Here is a 19,966-nt window from a genome sequence, read left to right as displayed (position 1 = left end):
TCGTCCTCACGCGGGCACCGCGCACACGACCGTCCACCACGTCGAAAGAGCACGATCAGCGATGCCGAGCAAGACCAGCGCCACGTCGGCCAAGGCCGTGAAGGCCGCGGGAAAGGCGGCGCCCGGCCGGAAAAAGGGCAGCGGCAAGGGTAAAGGTACACGTCAGCGCCAGATTCCCTGGCTGGCCATCGGGGCCGCCGCCGTGATCATCGCGCTGATCGGCGCCCTGGCCTACAACCTGGTACCGAAGTACCAGGAAGCGGCGGAACTGGAGAAGTTCACCCCCAGCGAGGACAACCAGGACCCATCGCTCGCCATCGACGGCGTGGTGAAGAAGGAATACCCGGCCGGCCTGCACATCCAGCCGAATCAGCGGGTGGCCTACGACCAGAGCCCGCCCTTCGGCGGCCCGCACGACAGTTCCTGGGCCACCTGCACCGGCATCGTCTACGACAAGCCGATCCGGGTGGAGAACGCCGTGCACTCGCTCGAGCACGGCGCGGTGTGGATCACCTACAACCCGGACAAGGTCGACGCCGCGGGGATCGAGACGCTGGCGAGCAAGGTCAAGGGCGAGCAGTACACGATGATGTCGCCCTACCCCGGCCAGGATTCGGCCGTCGCACTGCAATCGTGGGGGCATCAGCTCAAGCTCGACAGCGCCGACGACAAGCGCGTCGGCCAGTTCATCACCGCGCTGCGGCTGAACTCCTATGCCTACCCCGAGGTCGGCGCGGACTGCTCGACAATCGTCTTCGACACCGAGAACCCGCCGCCGTTCGACCCCACTCCCCCCGGCCCCGACGCGGTGCCGATGGACGGTGGCGGCATCACGCCAGATCCGACCGAACTGGGCGGCATGCCGGGCGGGGTGCCCGGTGTCCCCGGCGTTCCCGGCATCCCCGGTCTGCCGGGTGGTCTGCCCGGTATGCCCGGCGGTGCGCCGGTGCCGGGTGGTGCGCCCGTTCCGCAGGCTCCGCAGGGCGCCCAGCCGGGCGCGGGCCAGTAGATGGGATCGACGGAGCTGCCGAAGGACTCCGAGGAGACCGCGGCCCGGGCTTCCGGTACGGATACCGACAGCGCGGCCGACTCCGATGTCGCCGCCCGAGGTGATGTTCCCGAGACCGGTAACGACGAGGAATCGGCAGAGGACGACTCCGGCTTCGCCGGGCAGGTCCGGCGCCAGCGCACGGCCCTGCTGGTGATCGGCGTCATCGGGGCGATGGTGCTCGGCTTCGCCATCGGGGTGCTGGCCCGTCAGCCGCTGGACCGGGATTCCGGGCCCTCCCCCAGCGCCGTCGACGTCGGGTTCAGCCAGGACATGTCGGCTCATCACGCCCAAGCGGTGGAGATGGCGGGGGTGGCGCTGATCCGGTCCGGCGATCAGGATGTGCGGCGGCTGGCCTACGACATCCTCACCACCCAGCAGAACCAGGTCGGCCGGATGCAGGGCTGGTTGCAACTGTGGGGCGAACCCGCCCGCGCGGTCGACGGCTACATGGGCTGGATGACCGAGCACGCCGGCGGCCACGACCACACGGGCACCGGCCAGACCTCGCCGCACGCCACCGAGGGACCGATGCGCGAGATGCCGGGAATGGCGAGCCCCGAGGAGCTGTCGGCGCTGCGCCGGGCCGAAGGCACCGAGCTGGATGTGCTGTTCCTGCAACTGATGCTGCGCCACCACCAGGGCGGGCTGCCGATGATCCAGTACGCCGCCACCTACGCCGAGACAGCGGCGGTGCGGACCTTGGCGAGCAACATGGACCAGACCCAGCAGGGCGAATCCCAGCTGATGACCGGCATGCTCACCGCCCGCGGCGCCGCTCCCCTGCCGCTGAACTGAGCCGCTTTTGGCACACGGCCGACGGATGCGATACGCTTTGGCCGCCCGATCGGACGGCCCTCCCGGCCCCGACCGGCCCGATCCCCGCCCTCGTAGCTCAGGGGATAGAGCGTCTGCCTCCGGAGCAGAAGGCCGCAGGTTCGATTCCTGCCGAGGGCACAGCACGAAAGACCCCGACCAGCGTTTCGCCGGTCGGGGTCTTTCTCGTTCAGGCTCTCAGGTGGCCGATCCCCGCCCCAGATGGGTCACCCCAGCGAATCCGCCAGTCGAGCGTGCAGATCCAACAACTGCGGGATCTGCTCGGCCGGGCGCCTACCGAAACCGCATTCGGTGGCGATACCGAAATCGGGGACGACGGCCGCGGCCGCCTCGATCCGCCGCCGTCCGCCGGCGAACCCGTCACCGGCGTGCACCACACCGAGGTACAGCGTGGTGCTGGGTGCGAGGCGGAGATCGGCCAGCGGCGCGAAGTACGCGGCGTCGGCACGATCGCGCGGCACCGGCAGATGAATCCACTCCACCGGCCGGTTCGCAGCCGATGCGATGCCGTTGGCGACCGCCACCAGCGTCGACGTGTCGGCGGGTTCGACGAAATGGCGATGGCCGAAATCGCCGTAGCACAGGTGATATCCGAGCTCCACGCCCTCGGGAACGGCGGCGCCCAACCGGACCAGCCGCTCGGTGACGCCCGCCAGCAACTGGTCGTAGCCGGACCCGAACCAGGACGGGAACACCCCTTCGAAGAGAGCGAACTCGACCGCGGCATCCCACTGGATCGCCAGATCGCGCGCCGGGACCTCGGCCACGATCATCTCCAGCTCAGCGAGCAGCGCGGCCTCGTAGCGCCGCTCCAATTCCGCCTGCGGACCGGCCGTGAAAGCACCGATCACCGCGATCGGCGAGGGCAAGCTCACCTGGAACCGGATACCGCCGTCGATCACCCCGTCGGCGCGCAACCGCTCGAAGACCTTCCACGATTCCACCGCGGCCTCGGCGTAGCCGAGCGGGCCGAGGTCGATCGAGAGCGGATCGACACCAGGCCGCGGTCGCACCCGCTCGCTCGGCCCGTACTCCGGGCTCGGCGGCGGCACCGTCATCAGATCAGGATGAGCCTGAAGGCAGGCCAGCTGCCAGACGACCCAGTTGTCGCGAATGCCGGTTTCACCGTCGGGTATCCGGGCAACTCGCCTACCGAGGCGAGCGGACACCTGGCGGAACACGGCTTCGGGGCCATCCATCGGCACGCTGCCGCACAAGTGAATTCCGCGTCCGACCATGACTACCTCCAGCTTTCCCGGCGTGCACGCCTGGCACCGGCGCAGGCGCCCGAACAGCCTGACACCGGACCGGGATCCACGTTTCCCAGTGCTGGTGACGCTCGCCCTGTGGCGTGCCTGCGGTCATCGAGCCGGACGCGGACAGCGGGCACCGGGTGTCGTAATGTTCCACGCACACCCCGGGGATAGGGAGGACGAACCCACATGACGTACCCACCAGCAGGACAGCCGCCGCACGGGCAGCAGCCCCCGCATGGGCAGCAGCCCCCGTACGGGCAGCAGCCGCCCTATGGTCAGCAGCCGTACGGGCAGCAGCCGCAGTACGGGCCGCAGCCGGGCCAGTATCCGCCGCAGGGCGGGTTCCCGCAGCCCGGCGGGTACCCGCCGCAGCAGCCGCCCAAGAAGAAGACCGGCCTGATCGTCGGCCTCGTGGTGCTCGCACTCGTGGTGGTGGGCGGTATCACCACCGGCATCGTGCTCACCATGCAGGGCAAGACGCCGCTGGCCTCGGACGAGAAGCAGATCGAGAACTCGATCCGCGAGTTCTACGACACCATGGAGAACGAGGGCATCATCGCCGCGGCCGAGCTGTCGTGCGCGGCCGACCGGGCCGAGTTCGACAAGGCCTCGCAGAGCGAGAAGGACATGATGGACAAGGCGTCCTTCTCGATCGAGATCGACAAGGTCGACAACGTGGTGATCACCGGCGACAAGGCCACCGCGAAGGTCACCGGCACGTTCAGCATTTCCATGCCCGGTGAGGACAGCACCGACCCGGAGAACACCTCGGACGAGACGCTCGCCAAGGAAGACGGCAAGTGGAAGATCTGCTCGGACTCCGACGACAACAACTGATCCGCCGCCGGTGACCTGCTGCGGACCCTCGCGCCGGAGCTTCCTCGGCGCCATCGGCCTGGCCGCGCTGCTGCCCGCTATGGGCGTAGTGCGGCCGGGTTCGGTTCTGGCCCAGCCGAATCCGATCGTCGCGGGCGATCTGGAACTCGTCACCGTCACCGATCGGTCGGCCGTGCTCACCTGGACCACACGTGCACCGGATGCCGGCGGACGCTTGCTGCCGGTGCCCACCGACGGCGAAGTGCGGCTGGTTCCCGCGGACAGTTCGCGTGCGCCGATCCAGGTCTGGGCCTCGGAGGCGCGAACCCCCTTCCACTACGCGCAGTTCGATGGACTGGAGCCGGGTCGGCGCTACCGTTTCGAAGCCTGGTCCCATGGGGTGCGGGCCGCGCCCGCGGTATCGCTCACCACGCGTCTGCCCGGCAGCCCCGAACTGCTCGGCGAGTTCACCACGCTGGTCCCGCCCCCTGGCCGGCTGCTGCGCACGGTAGCGCTGGCCAATGACGTGCATTTCGGCGAGGAGGTCAGCGGACTCGTCATCGGGGAGCTGCCGCCCGGTTTCCGCCAGGAACCGGGGCTGCGGCCGTACCCGGAGGTGATGCTCGCGGCCTTGCTCGACGACCTGCGCCGCCCGGATCGCGACGCCGGGATCCTGCTCCTGGCCGGTGATCTCACCAGCGAGGCCACTCCGGCCGAGACCCGTGGCGTGCGCGCCCGGCTCGACGACTGGGGTACGGCAGGCACCGACTATCTGGCCGTGCGCGGCAACCACGACCGCCCGCACACCGGCGCCGAATACCGCGACTGCCCCGCAGTCCCCGGAAACGATTCTCATTCCGATTGCTGGGCAGCGGAATTCGGGGCGCGTCAGCAGCCGGTGGAGCATGATCTCGGCGGGTTACGGCTGATCGGCCTCGACACCAGCGAGCTGGACGGCGCGGGCGGCACGATCGAGGCGCCGCAGCTGGCGCGGCTCCGCGAGCTCCTGCGCGCGGAGCCCGAGCGTCCCACCCTGGTCTTCGGGCATCATCCGGTCACCGTCGAATCCGGCCTGACCAACACCGCGGGCCCCGGGTTCGTGCTCAACCGCCACGACAGTGCCCAACTGCAGGCCCTGTACGAGCGCGCACCCGGGGTGTTCCTGCACCACAGCGGTCATACCCACCGCAACCGGCGCACCCGCCCCGACACGGCCTGCGCCGTCGAATTCCTCGAGGTGGCGGCGGTGAAGGAATATCCGGGCGGCTACAGTCTGCTGCGGATCTACGAGGGCGGGTACATGCTGAATTTCTACAAGACCCGCACCGAGCAGGCGCGCCGCTGGAGCACACTGACCCGCGGTGAGTACTTCGGCCTGTTCCCCGATTACACCCTCGGCACGTTCGCCGACCGTAATCATGTTGTGCCACGGGATTTCTCGGGCCTGCACTGAGACCGCCCGGCACCTCGCCCGGCAGTGACGGAACCGGGCGAGGCACCGCGGCGGCGCACCCATGCGTGGAGCGAGCGGCGGGAATCGAACCCGCGTGAACGGCTTTGCAGACCGTTGCCTGAACCACTCAGCCACGCCCGCCTCGCCTCTGCATACTGCCGGGTCCGCCGCCGGACGCCCAGGGTTGCGATCACCGTGATCGCAAGGCACGGGTCGCGGCGCGACGGCCCGGCGGTGGGCACATGGAATGATCGGATCCATGTCCAGGTCACGTCCGCTACCGCTCGACCCGATCCAGGAGGCCCACCGGCAATGGGTGGGCCACGGCTGGGGCGCGGTGGCCGACGGGATGGCGGCGGTGACCTCGCTGGTGCGGGCCCAGCAGATCGTGATGTCACGGGTGGACGAGGCGTTGAAGCCCACCGGGCTAACCTTCTCCCGCTACGAACTGCTCATGCTGCTGAGTTTCAGCAAGACCGGGGCACTACCGATGGCCAAGGCCAGCGCCAGGTTGCAGGTGCATCCGACCAGCGTCACCAATACCGTCGACCGCCTGGAAGCGGCCGGATTGGTGGTGCGGGTACCGCATCCGAGCGATCGGCGCGCCACGCTCATCGAAATCACGGATCCGGGAAGGGAAGTGGTTGCCAAGGCCACTGAACGTCTCAACGCCGAAGTCTTCGCGCACCCGGGACTCGAGCCCGACCGGCTGCGCACACTGCTGCAGATCCTGGCGGAATTCCGGCACACCGCGGGCGACTTCGACACCGGCGAGGAACCGGCCCGCTGGAGCGCCACCGATTCGTGAACCAGCACAACGACAAACCGCGCGAAACGCCCAAGTAGCACAAACGGCGAAAACCGTACCGTCCATTACTCCTCCGAGACATCCGCTGGGTAACGTTCCGGCATCCAAGTAGCGAATTTCGCGCCCGTTCATCTTGGCAACGCTGCGCCGGTGGTCCACCATGGAGCGCATGGTGCTGGTCCTCGGGGTGTCGGCGGGTGCCTGTGGTGCGCGCGCTGTGCTCACCCACTCCGACCAACCCCATCTGGATCCCATCGACCGATGCCAGGTTCCACGGCGTGCCGGGGCGGGGATCGAAGAGGCAGTGTTCGAGGCGATCCGCAGGATGCGGGTCGCCGCCGCGCGGCGCGACGAACTGATCACCCGCATCGCGGTGACCTGTCGATGCTCGCTGCACGCCGACAGCATCAGGGCCGCAGCCGGTGGGCACGAGCTCACCATCGTCGACGAGCCGCTGGCCCAGCTGCGCTACCTGCGCTTCACCGGGGCGCTGCCCGATGCCGACACCGTCATCCTCTACGACCTGGGCAGTTCCGGGCTCACCATCACCCATATCGACTGCCGCACCGACGCCGTGCTGGCCTCGCGCCGCAGCACGGTGCTCGGCGGTGACGGCTACGACGCCCTGCTGCGCTGGCAGCTGGCCCGCGGCGGCGTGCTGACCGACAAACCGACCATCCGCAAACATCGCGAAGCGCTCAGCAGTGCGCGGGTGGTGACCGCGATGAACCCCGGCACCGACGAGCGTGCGGTGGTCACCCGCAGCGATCTCGCCGAACTGTGCGCGGCAGGCATCCATCATTCGGCCTCGTTCGTCCGCCAGCTCGCGGAGGAGACGGGGGTGCGCGCGGACGCGATGGTGCTGCTGGGTGGTTGTACCCGCAACCCGACCCTCCGGGCCGAACTGGAACGGCTGGTCGGGATGCCGATCGTCTACGATCCCGAGCCCGAATACGTCTCGGCGCGCGGGGCGGTGCTGCTCGCGGCCGAACGGCGCGCGGCCGAGATCAAGATGCCGCGCCTGCGCCACCGCGGGCTGTCGGCGAGCCTTGCCGGTGGCGGTCCGGTCGGGCGCCGCAAGCTCGTCGCGGCCCTCGCGGTGACCGCGGGGCTCGGCGCCACCATCGCGGGACTGCTCACCGTCAACGGCGAATCGGCGCGGCACCCCGAGGGGGGTACCGCGCCGACGCCGATGGAGATCGCCGGAATTCCGTCCGGCTCCGAGCGCTGACCGAGCCCGCGTCGATCAGCGGTTGGTGAACTTCGCCTGCCGCTTCTCCACGAAGGCCGCCATGCCTTCCTTCTGATCCTCGATGGCGAACAGCGAGTGGAAGACCCGGCGCTCGAATCGCAGCCCCTCGGACAGGGTGGTCTCGAAGGACCGGTTCACCGCTTCCTTGGCGATCATCGCGACCGGCAGCGACATGGAGGCGATGGTGTCGGCCACCTCCAGCGCGGTGTCGAGCAGTTCGGCGGCAGGCACGATCCGGGAGACGAGCCCGGCGCGTTCGGCCTCCTCGACGTCCATATTGCGGCCGGTGAGCACCAGGTCCATGGCCTTGGCCTTGCCGATGGCGCGGGTCAGCCGCTGCGAACCGCCGATACCGGGGATGACGCCGAGCTTGATCTCGGGCTGACCGAACTTGGCGGTATCGGCGGCGATCAGCAGATCGCAGATCATCGCCAGCTCACAGCCACCGCCGAGCGCGTACCCGGCGACGGCGGCGATGGTCGGCTTGCGGAACTCCGCGAGCCGGTCCCAGCGGGCGAAGTAGTCGTTCATGAACATGTCCATGTACGACTTGGGCTGCATTTCCTTGATGTCGGCGCCCGCGGCGAAGGCCTTCTCGGAGCCGGTGATGACGACGGCGCCGATCTCGTCGTCATGCTCCAGTTCGTCGAGTGCGGCGATAACGTCATCGAGGACCTGCGCGTTCAGCGCGTTCAGCGCCTTCGGCCGGTTCAGCGTGATCAGGCCGACCCGGCCCTTGCGCTCCAGCAGAATGGTCTCGAATTCGTTCACTGTGCACCCTCTTGCTCGCTGCGGTTACGGATGTCGGTGACGATAGCGGAGAAGTCTTTACCAGCAGCCGACTGGTTGAACCGCTCGTAGATCTGCGCCGCCAGCAGGCCGAGCTGACCATCGACACCGTTGTTACGCAGCGCATTCGCGGCCAGGCCGAGGTCCTTGTTCATCAGCGCGGTGGCGAAACCGGGCTCGTAATCGTTATTGGCCGGGCTGGTCGGCACCGGACCGGGGACCGGACAGTAGTTGGTCAGCGCCCAGCTCTGGCCGGAGGCCTTGGACACCACATCGAAGAACGACTGATGGCTCAGCCCCAGCTTCTCCCCCAGCACCAGCGCCTCGGACAGGCCGATCATCGAGATACCGAGCAGCATGTTGTTGCAGATCTTGGCGACCTGGCCGACGCCGTTCGGGCCGCAGTGCACGACCTTGGCGCCCATGACCTCCAGCACCGGAAGCGCCTCGGCGAAATCGGCCTCCGCGCCGCCGACCATGAAGGTCAGCGTGCCTGCGGCAGCACCGGCGACCCCACCCGACACTGGCGCGTCCAGTGCGCGATGACCTGCGGCGATCGCCATCTCGGCGGCCGCCTTGGCGTCGGCGACATCGATGGTCGAACAATCGATGAACAGCGCGCCGGGCCGCGCGGCCGGCACCAGTTCGCCGTAGACGTCGCGGACCAGTTTGCCGTTGGTCAGCATGGTGATCACGATGTCGCGGTCGACGGCGGCGGCGACGCCGGATTCGACCAGCCGGATCCCGGCCTCGCGGGCGGCCTCCTGGGCGGCGGGCATCGGGTCGAAGGCGTGCACGTCGTATCCGGCGCGCACCAGATTGGCGGCCATCGGCGCACCCATATGGCCGAGGCCGAGGAAACCGATGGTCTTGCGGGCAGGCTCGTTCACTGCTGTCCCTCCGGGCTCGGGGCGGTCAAACCCAGTTCATGGCCACCCAATTCGGTGAAATAGGCCGCGACCTGCTCGTCGGTCACCGCGTCCAGGGTGGACGGAGACCATTGCGGGTTGCGGTCCTTGTCGATCACCTGCGCGCGGATGCCCTCGACCAGGTCGTGGGAACCGAGCGTGGCGATCGAGACGCGATACTCCTCGTTCAGCACCGCCTCCAGCGAATCCGCGCGCCGGGCCGAACGCAGCGAGCGCAGCGTGACCTTCAGCGAGACAGGCGATTTCGAGAGCAGTTCGGTGGCCGCCGCTTCCGCCTCGGGTCCGTTGGCGCGCAACCGCTCGACGATTTCCTCGACCGTGTCGGCGCTGTAGCAGGCGTCGATCCAGGAACGCTGGGCCAGTAGCTCCGATTCCGGTGCGGCCGTGGCGAATTTGGCGATGGCGATATCGGCGGTCTCGGTGCGCAGCGTGTCCAGCAGCGCCGGGATGTGCTCGGACGGGATGTAATAGTCGGCGAAACCGGCGGCGATGGCGTCACCGGCGCGCATCCGGGCGGTGGTGAGCGCGACATGGGTGCCGAGCTCGCCCGGAGTCCTTGCCAGCAGATAGGTACCGCCCACATCGGGAACGAACCCGATCCCCACCTCGGGCATCCCGATCATGGACCGCTCGGTGACGATGCGGTGCCCGGCATGACCGGACAACCCGACGCCGCCACCCATCACGATGCCGTCCATCACCGCGACATACGGCTTCGGATACCGGCCGATCAGCGCGTTGAGGATGTACTCGTCACGCCAGAACCGGCCGGACGCCGATTCGGCGCCGGTGGCCTGGGACGCCGAATCCTGCTGTGTGCTCTTGGCATCGTTGTGGATGGCGACGATATCGCCGCCCGCGCACAAACCGCGCTCGCCGGCGCCGGTGAGCACCACGGTCCGCACCTGCGGGTCTTCGGCCCAGGCCCGCAGCGCCTCGGTGATGGTGAGCACCATCGCGTGGTTGAGCGCGTTGATGGCCTTTGGCCGGTTCAGGGTGATGACGCCGAGCCCGTCACGGGTCTCGATCAGGACTTCGGGTTCACTCATGCTGCTCCTGCCCCACGGGCGGCCGAGGTCATCGACCTGGCGACGACCACCCGCATGATCTCGTTGGTGCCCTCGAGGATCTGATGCACGCGCAGATCCCGGACGATTTTCTCCAGACCGTACTCGGCGAGGTAACCGTAGCCGCCGTGCAGTTGCAGGGCCTTGTTGGCGACCTCGAACCCGGCATCGGTGGCGAAACGCTTGGCCATCGCGCACAACTCGACCTTGTCGTCGGCATCGGCGTCGAGGGCGTCGGCGGCCCGCCACAGCAGGGTGCGCGCGGCCTCCAGCTGCGTGCGCATATCGGCCAGGTCGAACTGCAAGGCCTGATTCTTCAACAGCGGCGCCCCGAACGCCTGCCGCTGCGCCAGGTACGGCACGGTCTTGTCCAGTGCCGCCTGCGCGCCGCCGATCGAGCAAGCCGCGATATTGAGTCTGCCGCCGTTGAGCCCGTTCATGGCGATGCGGAAGCCGTCACCCTCGGCGCCGAGCCGATTGGCGACCGGGACACGGGCGTCGGTGAGGATCACCTGCCTGGTCGGCTGCGCCTTCCAGCCCATCTTCTTCTCGTTCGGGCCGACGGTGAGGCCGGGCGTGTCGGCGGGCACGATCAGCGCCGAAATGCCGCGTGCGCCTTCGTCTCCGGTGCGCACCATCATCACGTAGACGTCATTGGCGCCCGCGCCGGAGATGAACTGTTTGGCGCCGTTGAGGATGTAATCGTCGCCGTCGCGGACCGCCTTGGTGGTCAACGCCGCCGCGTCCGAGCCGACGCCAGGTTCGGTGAGGGCGTAGCTGCCGAGGATCTCCATCGACGTCATGCCCGGCAGCCAGCGGAAACGCTGGGCGTCGTCACCGTAGGCGTCGATCATCCACGCCGCCATATTGTGGATCGAGATATAGGCGGCGACCGCCGGGCAGCCGGTGGCCAGTTCCTCGAAGATGCGCACCGCGTCCAGCCTGCGCAGCGCGGATCCGCCCACGTCCTCGGCGACATAGATGCCGCCGAGGCCGACCGATCCGGATTTGCGCAGCACCTCGATCGGGAAGTGCATGTGCTCATCCCATTCGAGTGCGTGCGGGGCGAGGAACTCGTCGGCGAAATCGCGTGCGGTCTCGCGGATGGCGCGTTCGTCGTCGTTCAGTGTGAACATCGCATCAGTCCATCGTGGGGATGACGAAGTGGTCCGCGTTCTCCTTCAGACCCTTCGGCCAGCGCTGGGTGACGGTCTTGGTCTTGGTGTAGAAGCGGATCGAATCCGGGCCGTGCTGGTTCAGATCGCCGAAACCGGAGCGCTTCCAGCCGCCGAAGGTGTGGTAGGCGATGGGCACCGGGATCGGCACATTGATGCCGACCATGCCCACCTGCACACGGGCGGCGAAATCACGCGCGGTATCGCCGTCGCGGGTGAAGATCGCGACACCGTTGCCGAACTCGTGCTCGCTGGCCAGGCGCAGGCCTTCTTCGTAATCGTGCGCGCGCACCACGCTGAGCACCGGACCGAAGATCTCCTCGGTGTAGATCCGCATCTCGGGGGTGACCTTGTCGAACAGGGTCGCGCCGACGAAGTAGCCGTCCTCGGCGCCGTCGACGGTCAGGCCGCGACCGTCGACGACCAGTTCGGCACCTTCATCGATGCCGACCTGGATGTAGTTGTTCACCCGGTCCAGGCCGTCGGCGCCGACCAGCGGGCCGAAGTCGACGCCCGGATCGTCGGAGCGGCCGACATTGAGTTTGTGCACCCGCTCGGTGAGCTTGGCGACCAGCCGGTCGGCGGTCTCCTCACCGACGGGCACGGCCACCGAGATGGCCATGCAGCGCTCGCCCGCCGAGCCGTAACCCGCGCCGATGAGCTGATCGGCGACGTCGTCGAGGTCGGCGTCGGGCATCACGATGGCGTGGTTCTTCGCACCGCCGAAGCACTGGGCGCGCTTGCCGTTGGCGGTGGCGGTCTCGTAGATGTACTGAGCGATCGGAGTGGAACCGACGAAGCCCACCGCCTGGATGCGCGGATCGTGCAGGATCGCGTCGACGGCCTCCTTGTCGCCGTTGACGACGTTGAACACGCCCGCGGGCAGCCCGGCCTCGAGGAACAGCTCGGCCAGTCGCAGCGGCACCGAGGGATCGCGCTCGGATGGCTTGAGCACGAAGGCGTTACCGCAGGCCAGCGCCGGTCCGGCCTTCCACAGCGGGATCATGGCCGGGAAGTTGAACGGGGTGATGCCCGCGACCACGCCGAGCGGCTGACGCATCGAGTAGACGTCGATGCCGGTGCCCGCGCTCTCGGTGTATTCGCCCTTGAGCAGGTGCGGGATGCCGGTCGCGAATTCGATCACCTCGAGGCCGCGCTGGATATCGCCCTTGGCGTCGGCGAGGGTCTTGCCGTGCTCGCTCGACAGCAGCGCGGCCAGGCTGTCCATCTCGTCCTGGACCAGGGTCAGGAATTTCATCAGGACCCGCGCCCGCTTCTGCGGATTGAACGCGGCCCATTCCGGCTGCGCGGCGGCGGCGTTCGCGATGGCCGCCTGCACCTCGGAGGTACTGGCCAGCGGAACCCTGGCCTGCACCTGCCCGACATTGGGATCGAACACGTCACCGAAGCGGCCGGAGGTGCCGGGGACCTGCTGTCCGCCGATGAAGTGGGTGAGTTCACGAACCATGCGAATCCTGTCCTCAGGGTGGTTGAACAGTGGCAACATGCGGCGCATGCGCAGGTTTACGGTCGTCCAATAGTTGGACGTCCAAGCAAAATGCTACACCCACCCACTTCGTCACACCAGACTCAGGCGATGAGCACCTCGGGGATCGTCGACATGAGCCGATCCCACTCCGGATACATCCGCACCTTGCGCTGATGCAGCGCCATGATGCGGGCACCGAGCTCCGGATCGGGGTCATCGGAGATATCCGGGCCGATCGCCACCTTGGCCAGATACGGGATGATCACCGGATCTCCGGCCAGGTGCACCGGATCGTGCATGTAGCGCTCCAGCGCGGCCAGGTCCGCGATACCCACGCAGTACGAGTGTGTGTATCCCGACGCGGGATCGCCGAGATCCTGTCCGACGCAGGCGAATTCGACCGATTCCACCGCGGCGGTGCGGCGCATTGTCGCCAAGACCAGCTCCTTCTGCTGCTCGGTGACCTCCTCGCGGAACCCGAAACGTAGTACGTGCACGATCATCAAGCCTCCAGTTGAACTTGCTGGTTCAAAATGCCGTACCTACTAGTACAGTCAGAAGAATGAACCCGCAAGTTCAAAATCTGTTCGTTCCCGATAAGCTCCCCCCCGTGACTTCACCGACGACCGGCCGGGGACGCATCGACAAACGGCAGGCGATCCTCGATGTGGCATTCGAGGTCTTCGCACGCCGCGGCTATGACCAGGCGTGCGTCCAGGAGATCGCGGATGCGGCCGGGGTGGCCAAGCCGACCGTGTACAACCACCTCACCGATAAGCCGACCCTGCTCCGGGAGGCGATGCGCGCGGCGGCGGATTCGGTCGCGGCGCAGTGTTCGGCCGCGCTGGAACCACTGCGCGGCTCGAGTCCCGATCCGCGCGCCGCGCTCGGAGAGGCCGCCTATCGCCTGGCAACGGTGTGCGCCGGCGCCCGAGCCACGGCATTACATCGGCTGACCTACGCACAGCTGGTCACCTTCCCCGAGCTGGCCGCCGAGGTCCTGGAGCGGGTGCCGCAGCGGCTGGCCGAGGCGCTGTCCGACCGGCTGGCTCGCTACATGCTCGACGGGCGGCTGCGCCATGCCGATCCGGAACGCGCGGCCGAGCAATTACTGGCCCTGCTCACCGGGCCGCTCGAACGGCACAGCAGGCTCGGCACCCGTGAGGTCCCGGAGGCGACTCTCCGCGATATCGCGAACGCGGCGGTCGAGACCTTCCTCCGGGCGTACGCACCCGAGGCTTCCTAGCCGCTGGTTCGCGCTATCGCGAGGCGTGGCCGGCGCGGGTGAGCAGGTAGCCGCCGGCGCCGAGAACCAGGGCGCCGACGATGAGCACCGCGCCGGCCGCGGCGACGGAGCCATCGGTCCAGTCCCAGACCGCTTCCGCCGCCGCCAGGGCGAGAGCAGCGCCGCCGCCGAGGACGAGGACCCAGGAACGTTCGGTCAGGTAGAGGGCGAAGCAGAGCACGGCGATCAACGCGGTGAGCCAGTAGGCCAGGACCATGGACTCGTATTCGCCGCAGGTCTGGGCGCCGAAGATCGCGAAGAGCACCGCGATCAGGTAGCCGGCCCAGCGTTCGCCGAAGGCGCCGAACCGGGTGAGGACGGCCCAGCCGACACCGAGCAGCAGGATGCCGAACCCGGGCCAGCCCTCGCGGAGCCCGGCGACATCGGTGATCATCCCGGAGACGACAGCAGCGCTGAATATCGCGCACACGATCATCCCGGCCGGCGACGGCAGCGCGAGATATCCGATCGCGGCGGCGATCAGGCCCGCGATGCAGGCGTAGACCCAGGCGGAATCGGTGTCACCGTCCTCGATCGCGCTGCCGACGGTTCCGGCGACCAGCGCGGCGGTGAGTGCGAACAGGACCGCGGCGAGCCGGAGGCGGGACGCCGGCACCCGGATGCCTGCGGAGGCACGGTCACGGAAGGACGGGAACAGCCCGGCCGGGCCGCCCGCGACCGCAACCCCGATCACCGCGACCACCACGGTGATCAACATCAGAATCGCCACACGGCCGGTGCGCGCCAGGTCTTCCCATGAGGCGGCCAACACCAATGCGATCCCGGCAAGCAACAATCCCGCGCCCGCATAGGCAGCGACCTCGGCCAGCACCTTGGTGCGGGCGGGCCGAGTGACCGGTTCGGCCAGCGCGGCGAGCACGCGGTCCAGTTGCTGCTCGGTGAGCACCCCGGAATCGACCAGGGGGCGCAAGGCGGCCGCGTGCGCCGACCCCGATCCCGCACTGTTGTCGTGGTCCACGCCGCCAGTATGTCCGACCCGCCCGCGGTTTCGGCCGTACTCCGGATGCGGGCACGGCTCGCGTGTGACAATCGCCCGGACCGGGTGAACGGCGGACGGAACGGACATCATGGATCTCACCGACATTCCGATCATCGACGCGCATATCCACCAGTGGGATCCGCTGTCGACGCCACGCGATTTCAGCGGTCTGGCGCGGTTGTTCCGGTATCTGCCGCTGCCGATCGGTATCGCGATGAAGGTGGCGCCACGCCGTGACCGCGAATTCGTCGGCGATCCGACGCCGTATATGCATCCGTATCTGCCCGCGAACTACCGCAACGATACGGCCGGGCTGAAGGTCCGCACCATCGCCCATATCGAGGTCGAATGGACCGGGGCCGGACCGCTGGCGAAGGCGGACGAGACGCGCTGGGTGGCGAGTCTGCCGTTCGGTATCGACACCCCGCGCCTCGGCGCGATCATCGCCAGTGCCGATCCGGCGGCACCGGGCTTCGCCGAGTTGCTCGAGGCACACGCCTCGGCGTCGCCGCTGCTGCGCGGCATCCGCACCATGGTCGCGCATCATCCCGACCCGGACGTGCGCTCGTTCACCAGCACGCCCGGTGACCTCACCGCGAACGCCTTCCTCGAAGGCTTCGCCGAACTCGCGCGGCGGCAGCTGTCGTTCGAGGCGTGGGTGTATTCGCATCAGCTGCCGGATGTGGCCGCGCTGGCCGCGCGGTACCCCGAGGTCACCATCGTGCTGAATCATCTCGGCACACCCGCCGGAATCTTCGGCGCGGTCGGCAAGCACACCGGATTCAACCCGGGGCATCGGCGCGAGCTGTTCGTGCGCTGGCGCGACGACATCGCCGCCGTAGCGGCCCAGCCGAATGTGGTGGCCAAGATCAGCGGTCTGATGATGCCGATCCTCGGACATCCGGTTCCACCGCGCGGCAGCGCGACACCGGTTCCCCAGCTGATCGAACGAATCGGCCCGATGTTGCGGCACGCGGTGGACTGCTTCGGGGTCGAGCGGCTGGTGTGGGGTTCGAATTTCCCGGTGGACAAGCCGATCACCACCATCGCCGGCAGTGCGCAGGCCGTGGCGGCGGTCGTCACCGAACACGTGGGCGATTCGGAGTGCCTCGATCAGGTGTTCCGGGCGAACGCACAGCGCGTGTACCGCATCGACGAAGCCTGAGTCAGGCCTGCCGCAAGTCGTCGTACCAGGCGGTCAGGGTGCGCAGGCCACTCGCGGCGACGGTCTCGTCCTCGGCGAGCATGCGCAGCGCACGGCGCAGCAGGGTCGGGTCGAGATCCGCTGTCGCGGGCCGGAATTCGGGTGTCGGCAAGGCGGGCAGCTCGAGCCCTTCGCCGTAGGGGTCGCTGTCACCGCCGGTGCCGCCGCCACGCTCGACTCCCCCGATCAGCGTGTCCAATGAGAGCCCGCGCAGGGTGAGCAGATCACGCGGGTACTCGTCGAGCCGTTCGGCGAGTAGGTAGCACAGCGCCGCCACATGCTTGCACGGCCAGCCCGGGTCGGGGCAGGTGCAGCCGAAATCGAGATCCGCCGCGGTCTCGGGCAGCAGATGCGGTGCGAGCGCGGCGGGCAGCGCGCCGGAGGCGATCTGGGCCAGCATGCCTGGCGCCGAGCGAATCTCCTCGACCAGCAGATCGATCTCCTCGGCGCGCAGCGGCCGCACCGTGCAGGTGGCGGTGAACGGGCGCGGCTGGCTGCCCTGCACTTCACCGACGACCGCGCCACGTTCGATCCGGTAACTGACGACCTGCCCGGATCGCGCGTAGCTGCGCCCACGCGCGAGCCGCCCCGGTTCGGCCATCCGTTCGACCGCCTGGATGAACGCCCGACCCCACGCCGTACGCGCGAAAGCGCCCCGTCTGCTGCGCGCTTCGACGCCACCGGACACCGGCCGTCGCGGACCGAATTCGCGGTAATCCACGCGTGGACTCATTCGCCCACCGCCTCCGCGCCGAGCGTGAACAGATCACGCAGCTCGTCGGTGCTCAACTCGGTGATCCAGTTCTCCCCCGAACCGACCGCGAGATCGGCGAGTTGGCGTTTGCCGCTGATCATTTCGTCGATGCGTTCCTCGATGGTGTCGACGCACACCAGCTTGCGCACCTGCACCGCGCGTTGCTGGCCGATCCGGTACGCCCGATCGGTGGCCTGGTTCTCCACCGCCGGATTCCACCAGCGGTCCAGGTGCACGACATGATTGGCGGCGGTCAGATTGAGGCCGGTGCCACCGGCCTTGAGCGACAGCAACATCAGCGGCGGTCCGTCCGGTGACTGGAATTCGGCCACCATGGTGTCGCGACGCCGTTTGCCGACTCCGCCGTGCAGGAACGGGATTCTGGTACCGAACCGCTCGGCCAGATACGGCTCGATCAGCTCGCCGAATTCGCGGAACTGGGTGAACAGCAACGCTTTTTCCCCATCGGCGAGCACCGCGTCGAGCACGTCTTCCACCAGGGCGAGCTTGCCGGAGCGATGGCCACCCCGGCGCAGCACCGACGATCCGTCGCCGAGGTAATGCGCCGGATGGTTGCAGACCTGTTTGAGGCGGGTCAGCGCACCGAGGACCGCGCCCTTACGGGCCATGCCCTTGGCATCGCGGAGCTTGTTCAGCATGTCGTCGACGACGGCCTGGTAGAGCGCGGCCTGTTCGACGGTCAGGTTGGCGCGCACCGTCATCTCGAGTTTGTCGGGCAGATCGGAGATCACGCTCGGATCGGTCTTCACCCGGCGCAGCACGAACGGTGCGGTAATGGCGCGCAGCCGGGTGATGGCGTTCTCGTCGCGTTCGCGTTCGATCGGCACGGCGAACCTGGCGCGGAAGGTCTGGGCGCTGCCGAGCAGTTTCGGCATGGTGAAATCCAGGATCGAGCGCAGTTCCTCCAGCCGGTTCTCCACCGGCGTTCCGGTCAGTGCCAGCCGGTGCCGGGCCGGAAGTGCCCGCGCGGCCCTGGCCTGCCTGGTGCTCGAGTTCTTGATGTGCTGGGCCTCGTCGAGCACCACGCGTTCCCAGTCGCGGGCGGCCAGATCCGCGACGTCGCGGGCCATCAGGGCGTAGGTGGTGAGCACCAGGTCGGCGTCGGCGATGGCGGCCCACAGCTGCTCGCCCTTGGCGCGCCCGGCGCCGTGATGGACGAGCACGCGCAGGTCGGGCGCGAATCGTTCGGCCTCGCGCTGCCAGTTGCCGACCACCGACATCGGGCACACCAACAGAGTCGGGCCGACCGGCCGATCGCCCGCGCGTTCGTGCAGCAGCAAGGCGAGCACCTGGATCGTCTTGCCCAGCCCCATGTCGTCGGCGAGGATCGCGCCGAGACCCATCCGGCTCATGGTGGCCAGCCAGGACAGGCCGCGCTCCTGATACGGCCGCAGCTGTGCCTTCAATCCGATCGGCGCGGGCACCGGTTCCTCGGAACCGGACGGGTCGAACAGTTCGGCCGCCCACCCGGTGGCGCTGACCTCGGTGACCGGCACCTGATCGACGCGGGTCGCGGCGATCTCGCCGATCATGTCGGCCAGCGTGACCTCGGCGTCCTCGGCATGCAGCGCGACGTACTTCGCGGCCGCGGCGAGCACCTTGTGATCGGCCTGCACCCACTCCCCACGCAACTGCACCAGATCGGATTTCGCGTGGATCAGCCGCTGCATCTCGTCGCGGCTGAGCACGGTGTCGCCGAGGGCGAGCTCCCAGCGGTAGGACACCAGCCCGGGCAGGCCGACGGTGCTCTCGGCGGCGGGCACGGCGCTGTTCACCCGCAAGCGCATCGTCGGCGCTGTCACCGTCCAGGCGCGCGGCAGCAGCAGCCGGATGCCCGCCTCCTGCAACGCGTGCACACCGTGCGCGACCAGATCGACCACCACCTCGGTGGGCAGCAGCAGATCCATGGTGCGCGGATCGCCGGGCAGGTCGCGCAGCCGCGGATAGGCGCGCTGCGCTTCGCCGAGCCGCTCCACCGCGGCCCGCACCAGCTGCGGATCACCGTGCAGTGGAACGGAAGTGGGCGCCCGGCCGTCGACGCGCAGGCAAACCTCCAGGCGCCACAGCGCCACCTCGTCGGTGTCGTCGGCGTCGGGTTCGAGCAGCCGCAGCACCAGTTCCGGTTCGTCGGCGGCGAGACTGGTGCGCCAGCGTTCCAGCATCTGCGCGGCCTGGTGACTGCCTGCCTCCACCGGGGCGTCGGCGGTGAGCCCCTGGACCAGCGGATGCGGGCAGTCCCGAGCCGGGATCAGTTCGCGGACAATGGGATCGGTGAGTTCGGTGACCATATCGTCGAGGACGGCGGCCGGTTCACCGGCCACCCGCAGCGCCGCGGGCATCGCGGAGGCGAGTTCGGCCAGCCAGGCCCGCTGGCCCGCGCCGCCCACCAGCCGCCAGCGCGCCCACCATTGCCCGTCGTCGCGGCGCAGCTCCGGTACCACCCGTCCGGCCCGCACCCAACGCTCGATACCGAGTGCGACATGAGCGAGAAACCGAAGGTCACCTGCCACTGCCGCGGCGGGCAGACGTTGCCGCAGCGCGGCCGCGGCAGCATCGGGAGCCAAGGCGTGCGCGGGCACCCGTTCACTGCGGAAGCCACCGTCACCGGCGAGCAACACCTGCGCGCGATGCCGGAATTTGGCGGTGCGGACGACATCGCCCAGCAAACCCGGCACGGGCTTCGCGGCGTCGGCATCGGGGCCCGCGCCGTGGCCGGGAGGGTGCCACAGCAGCAGCCCGGATCCCGGCGACCACAGACCGTGCAGCATGGCCTCATCAAAGCA

General features: G+C 68.6%; 18 protein-coding genes and 2 tRNA genes. 9 read left to right on the top strand and 11 right to left on the bottom strand.

The features are described 5' to 3' along the window. Nucleotides 1-61: 61 nt before the first annotated feature. The 3 genes from AC4HOU_RS27735 (at nucleotide 62) to AC4HOU_RS27725 (ending at nucleotide 2,005) form a co-directional block, all read left to right on the top strand. A complete protein-coding gene (locus AC4HOU_RS27735) occupies nucleotides 62-1,009 on the top strand; it encodes a thioredoxin-like domain-containing protein (protein WP_163813921.1) in 948 nt (315 codons plus the stop codon). Then, a complete protein-coding gene (locus tag AC4HOU_RS27730; RefSeq protein ID WP_163813920.1) occupies nucleotides 1,010-1,846 on the top strand; it encodes a DUF305 domain-containing protein in 837 nt (278 codons plus the stop codon). A gap of 86 nt (nucleotides 1,847-1,932) precedes the next feature. Beyond that, nucleotides 1,933-2,005: transfer RNA gene (locus AC4HOU_RS27725), tRNA-Arg, on the top strand. An 86-nt stretch (nucleotides 2,006-2,091) separates the two neighbouring features. Here AC4HOU_RS27725 and AC4HOU_RS27720 read toward each other — a convergent pair. Next, nucleotides 2,092-2,943: a hypothetical protein gene (locus AC4HOU_RS27720; protein ID WP_218586418.1), complete on the bottom strand. Its 852-nt coding sequence runs from the start codon at nucleotides 2,941-2,943 to the stop codon at nucleotides 2,092-2,094. 384 nt (nucleotides 2,944-3,327) lie between these two features. Here AC4HOU_RS27720 and AC4HOU_RS27715 point away from each other — a divergent pair, with 384 nt between their 5' ends. Then, on the top strand, nucleotides 3,328-3,978 hold the full coding sequence (locus AC4HOU_RS27715) for an Rv0361 family membrane protein (protein ID WP_194991820.1): 651 nt from the start codon (nucleotides 3,328-3,330) through the stop codon (nucleotides 3,976-3,978). 10 nt (nucleotides 3,979-3,988) lie between these two features. Continuing rightward, entirely contained in the window at nucleotides 3,989-5,410 is a 1,422-nt protein-coding gene (locus AC4HOU_RS27710) for a metallophosphoesterase family protein (RefSeq protein WP_490725579.1), read from the top strand. Nucleotides 5,411-5,476: 66 nt separating this feature from the next. Here AC4HOU_RS27710 and AC4HOU_RS27705 read toward each other — a convergent pair. Continuing rightward, nucleotides 5,477-5,551 (bottom strand) — tRNA-Cys (locus AC4HOU_RS27705). A gap of 118 nt (nucleotides 5,552-5,669) precedes the next feature. On the opposite strand from AC4HOU_RS27705, the gene AC4HOU_RS27700 reads away from it, so the two are divergent. Both AC4HOU_RS27700 and AC4HOU_RS27695 read left to right on the top strand, forming a co-directional pair. Next, a complete protein-coding gene (locus AC4HOU_RS27700) occupies nucleotides 5,670-6,218 on the top strand; it encodes a MarR family winged helix-turn-helix transcriptional regulator (protein ID WP_175585900.1) in 549 nt (182 codons plus the stop codon). A 169-nt stretch (nucleotides 6,219-6,387) separates the two neighbouring features. Then, the gene (locus tag AC4HOU_RS27695) at nucleotides 6,388-7,449 is read left to right on the top strand and encodes an Hsp70 family protein (protein WP_462734544.1); all 1,062 of its coding nucleotides are present in this window, start codon (nucleotides 6,388-6,390) and stop codon (nucleotides 7,447-7,449) included. A 15-nt stretch (nucleotides 7,450-7,464) separates the two neighbouring features. Here AC4HOU_RS27695 and AC4HOU_RS27690 read toward each other — a convergent pair whose 3' ends face one another. The 6 genes from AC4HOU_RS27690 to AC4HOU_RS27665 form a co-directional block, all read right to left on the bottom strand. Continuing rightward, entirely contained in the window at nucleotides 7,465-8,241 is a 777-nt protein-coding gene (locus tag AC4HOU_RS27690) for an enoyl-CoA hydratase (protein WP_194990472.1), read from the bottom strand. Then, on the bottom strand, nucleotides 8,238-9,149 hold the full coding sequence (gene mmsB / locus AC4HOU_RS27685) for a 3-hydroxyisobutyrate dehydrogenase (RefSeq protein ID WP_163813912.1): 912 nt from the start codon (nucleotides 9,147-9,149) through the stop codon (nucleotides 8,238-8,240). The genes AC4HOU_RS27690 and mmsB overlap by 4 nt, the downstream gene beginning before the upstream one ends. Then, entirely contained in the window at nucleotides 9,146-10,237 is a 1,092-nt protein-coding gene (locus AC4HOU_RS27680; protein WP_490725578.1) for an enoyl-CoA hydratase/isomerase family protein, read from the bottom strand. The genes mmsB and AC4HOU_RS27680 overlap by 4 nt, the downstream gene beginning before the upstream one ends. Beyond that, nucleotides 10,234-11,391 carry an acyl-CoA dehydrogenase family protein gene (locus tag AC4HOU_RS27675; protein WP_163813909.1) on the bottom strand — a complete coding sequence of 386 codons (1,158 nt, stop codon included), beginning with the start codon at nucleotides 11,389-11,391 and terminating at the stop codon, nucleotides 10,234-10,236. Before AC4HOU_RS27675 ends, AC4HOU_RS27680 begins: the two co-directional genes overlap by 4 nt. Nucleotides 11,392-11,395: 4 nt before the next feature. Beyond that, nucleotides 11,396-12,898, bottom strand: a complete 1,503-nt coding sequence (locus AC4HOU_RS27670; protein ID WP_490725577.1) for a CoA-acylating methylmalonate-semialdehyde dehydrogenase — start codon at nucleotides 12,896-12,898, stop codon at nucleotides 11,396-11,398. Between the two features lie 122 nt (nucleotides 12,899-13,020). Next, nucleotides 13,021-13,422: a Dabb family protein gene (locus AC4HOU_RS27665; protein WP_163813906.1), complete on the bottom strand. Its 402-nt coding sequence runs from the start codon at nucleotides 13,420-13,422 to the stop codon at nucleotides 13,021-13,023. A gap of 107 nt (nucleotides 13,423-13,529) precedes the next feature. Between AC4HOU_RS27665 and AC4HOU_RS27660 the strand changes: the two genes are divergently transcribed. After that, on the top strand, nucleotides 13,530-14,165 hold the full coding sequence (locus tag AC4HOU_RS27660) for a TetR/AcrR family transcriptional regulator (protein ID WP_324197398.1): 636 nt from the start codon (nucleotides 13,530-13,532) through the stop codon (nucleotides 14,163-14,165). A gap of 13 nt (nucleotides 14,166-14,178) precedes the next feature. Here the strand turns inward: AC4HOU_RS27660 and AC4HOU_RS27655 are convergent, their stop codons facing one another. Beyond that, nucleotides 14,179-15,183 carry a DUF2157 domain-containing protein gene (locus AC4HOU_RS27655; RefSeq protein ID WP_490725576.1) on the bottom strand — a complete coding sequence of 335 codons (1,005 nt, stop codon included), beginning with the start codon at nucleotides 15,181-15,183 and terminating at the stop codon, nucleotides 14,179-14,181. Nucleotides 15,184-15,292: 109 nt separating this feature from the next. Here AC4HOU_RS27655 and AC4HOU_RS27650 point away from each other — a divergent pair, with 109 nt between their 5' ends. Beyond that, entirely contained in the window at nucleotides 15,293-16,369 is a 1,077-nt protein-coding gene (locus tag AC4HOU_RS27650) for an amidohydrolase family protein (RefSeq protein WP_490725575.1), read from the top strand. A gap of 1 nt (nucleotide 16,370) precedes the next feature. Here the strand turns inward: AC4HOU_RS27650 and AC4HOU_RS27645 are convergent, their stop codons facing one another. Next, the gene (locus AC4HOU_RS27645) at nucleotides 16,371-17,141 is read right to left on the bottom strand and encodes an SWIM zinc finger family protein (RefSeq protein WP_280212993.1); all 771 of its coding nucleotides are present in this window, start codon (nucleotides 17,139-17,141) and stop codon (nucleotides 16,371-16,373) included. Then, nucleotides 17,138-19,951, bottom strand: a complete 2,814-nt coding sequence (locus AC4HOU_RS27640; protein WP_490725574.1) for a DEAD/DEAH box helicase — start codon at nucleotides 19,949-19,951, stop codon at nucleotides 17,138-17,140. Before AC4HOU_RS27640 ends, AC4HOU_RS27645 begins: the two co-directional genes overlap by 4 nt. Between the last annotated feature and the right edge of the window lie 15 nt (nucleotides 19,952-19,966).

Source organism: Nocardia sp. JCM 38205, assembly GCF_058222935.1.
This window is presented reverse-complemented; position numbering and strand designations above follow the sequence as displayed.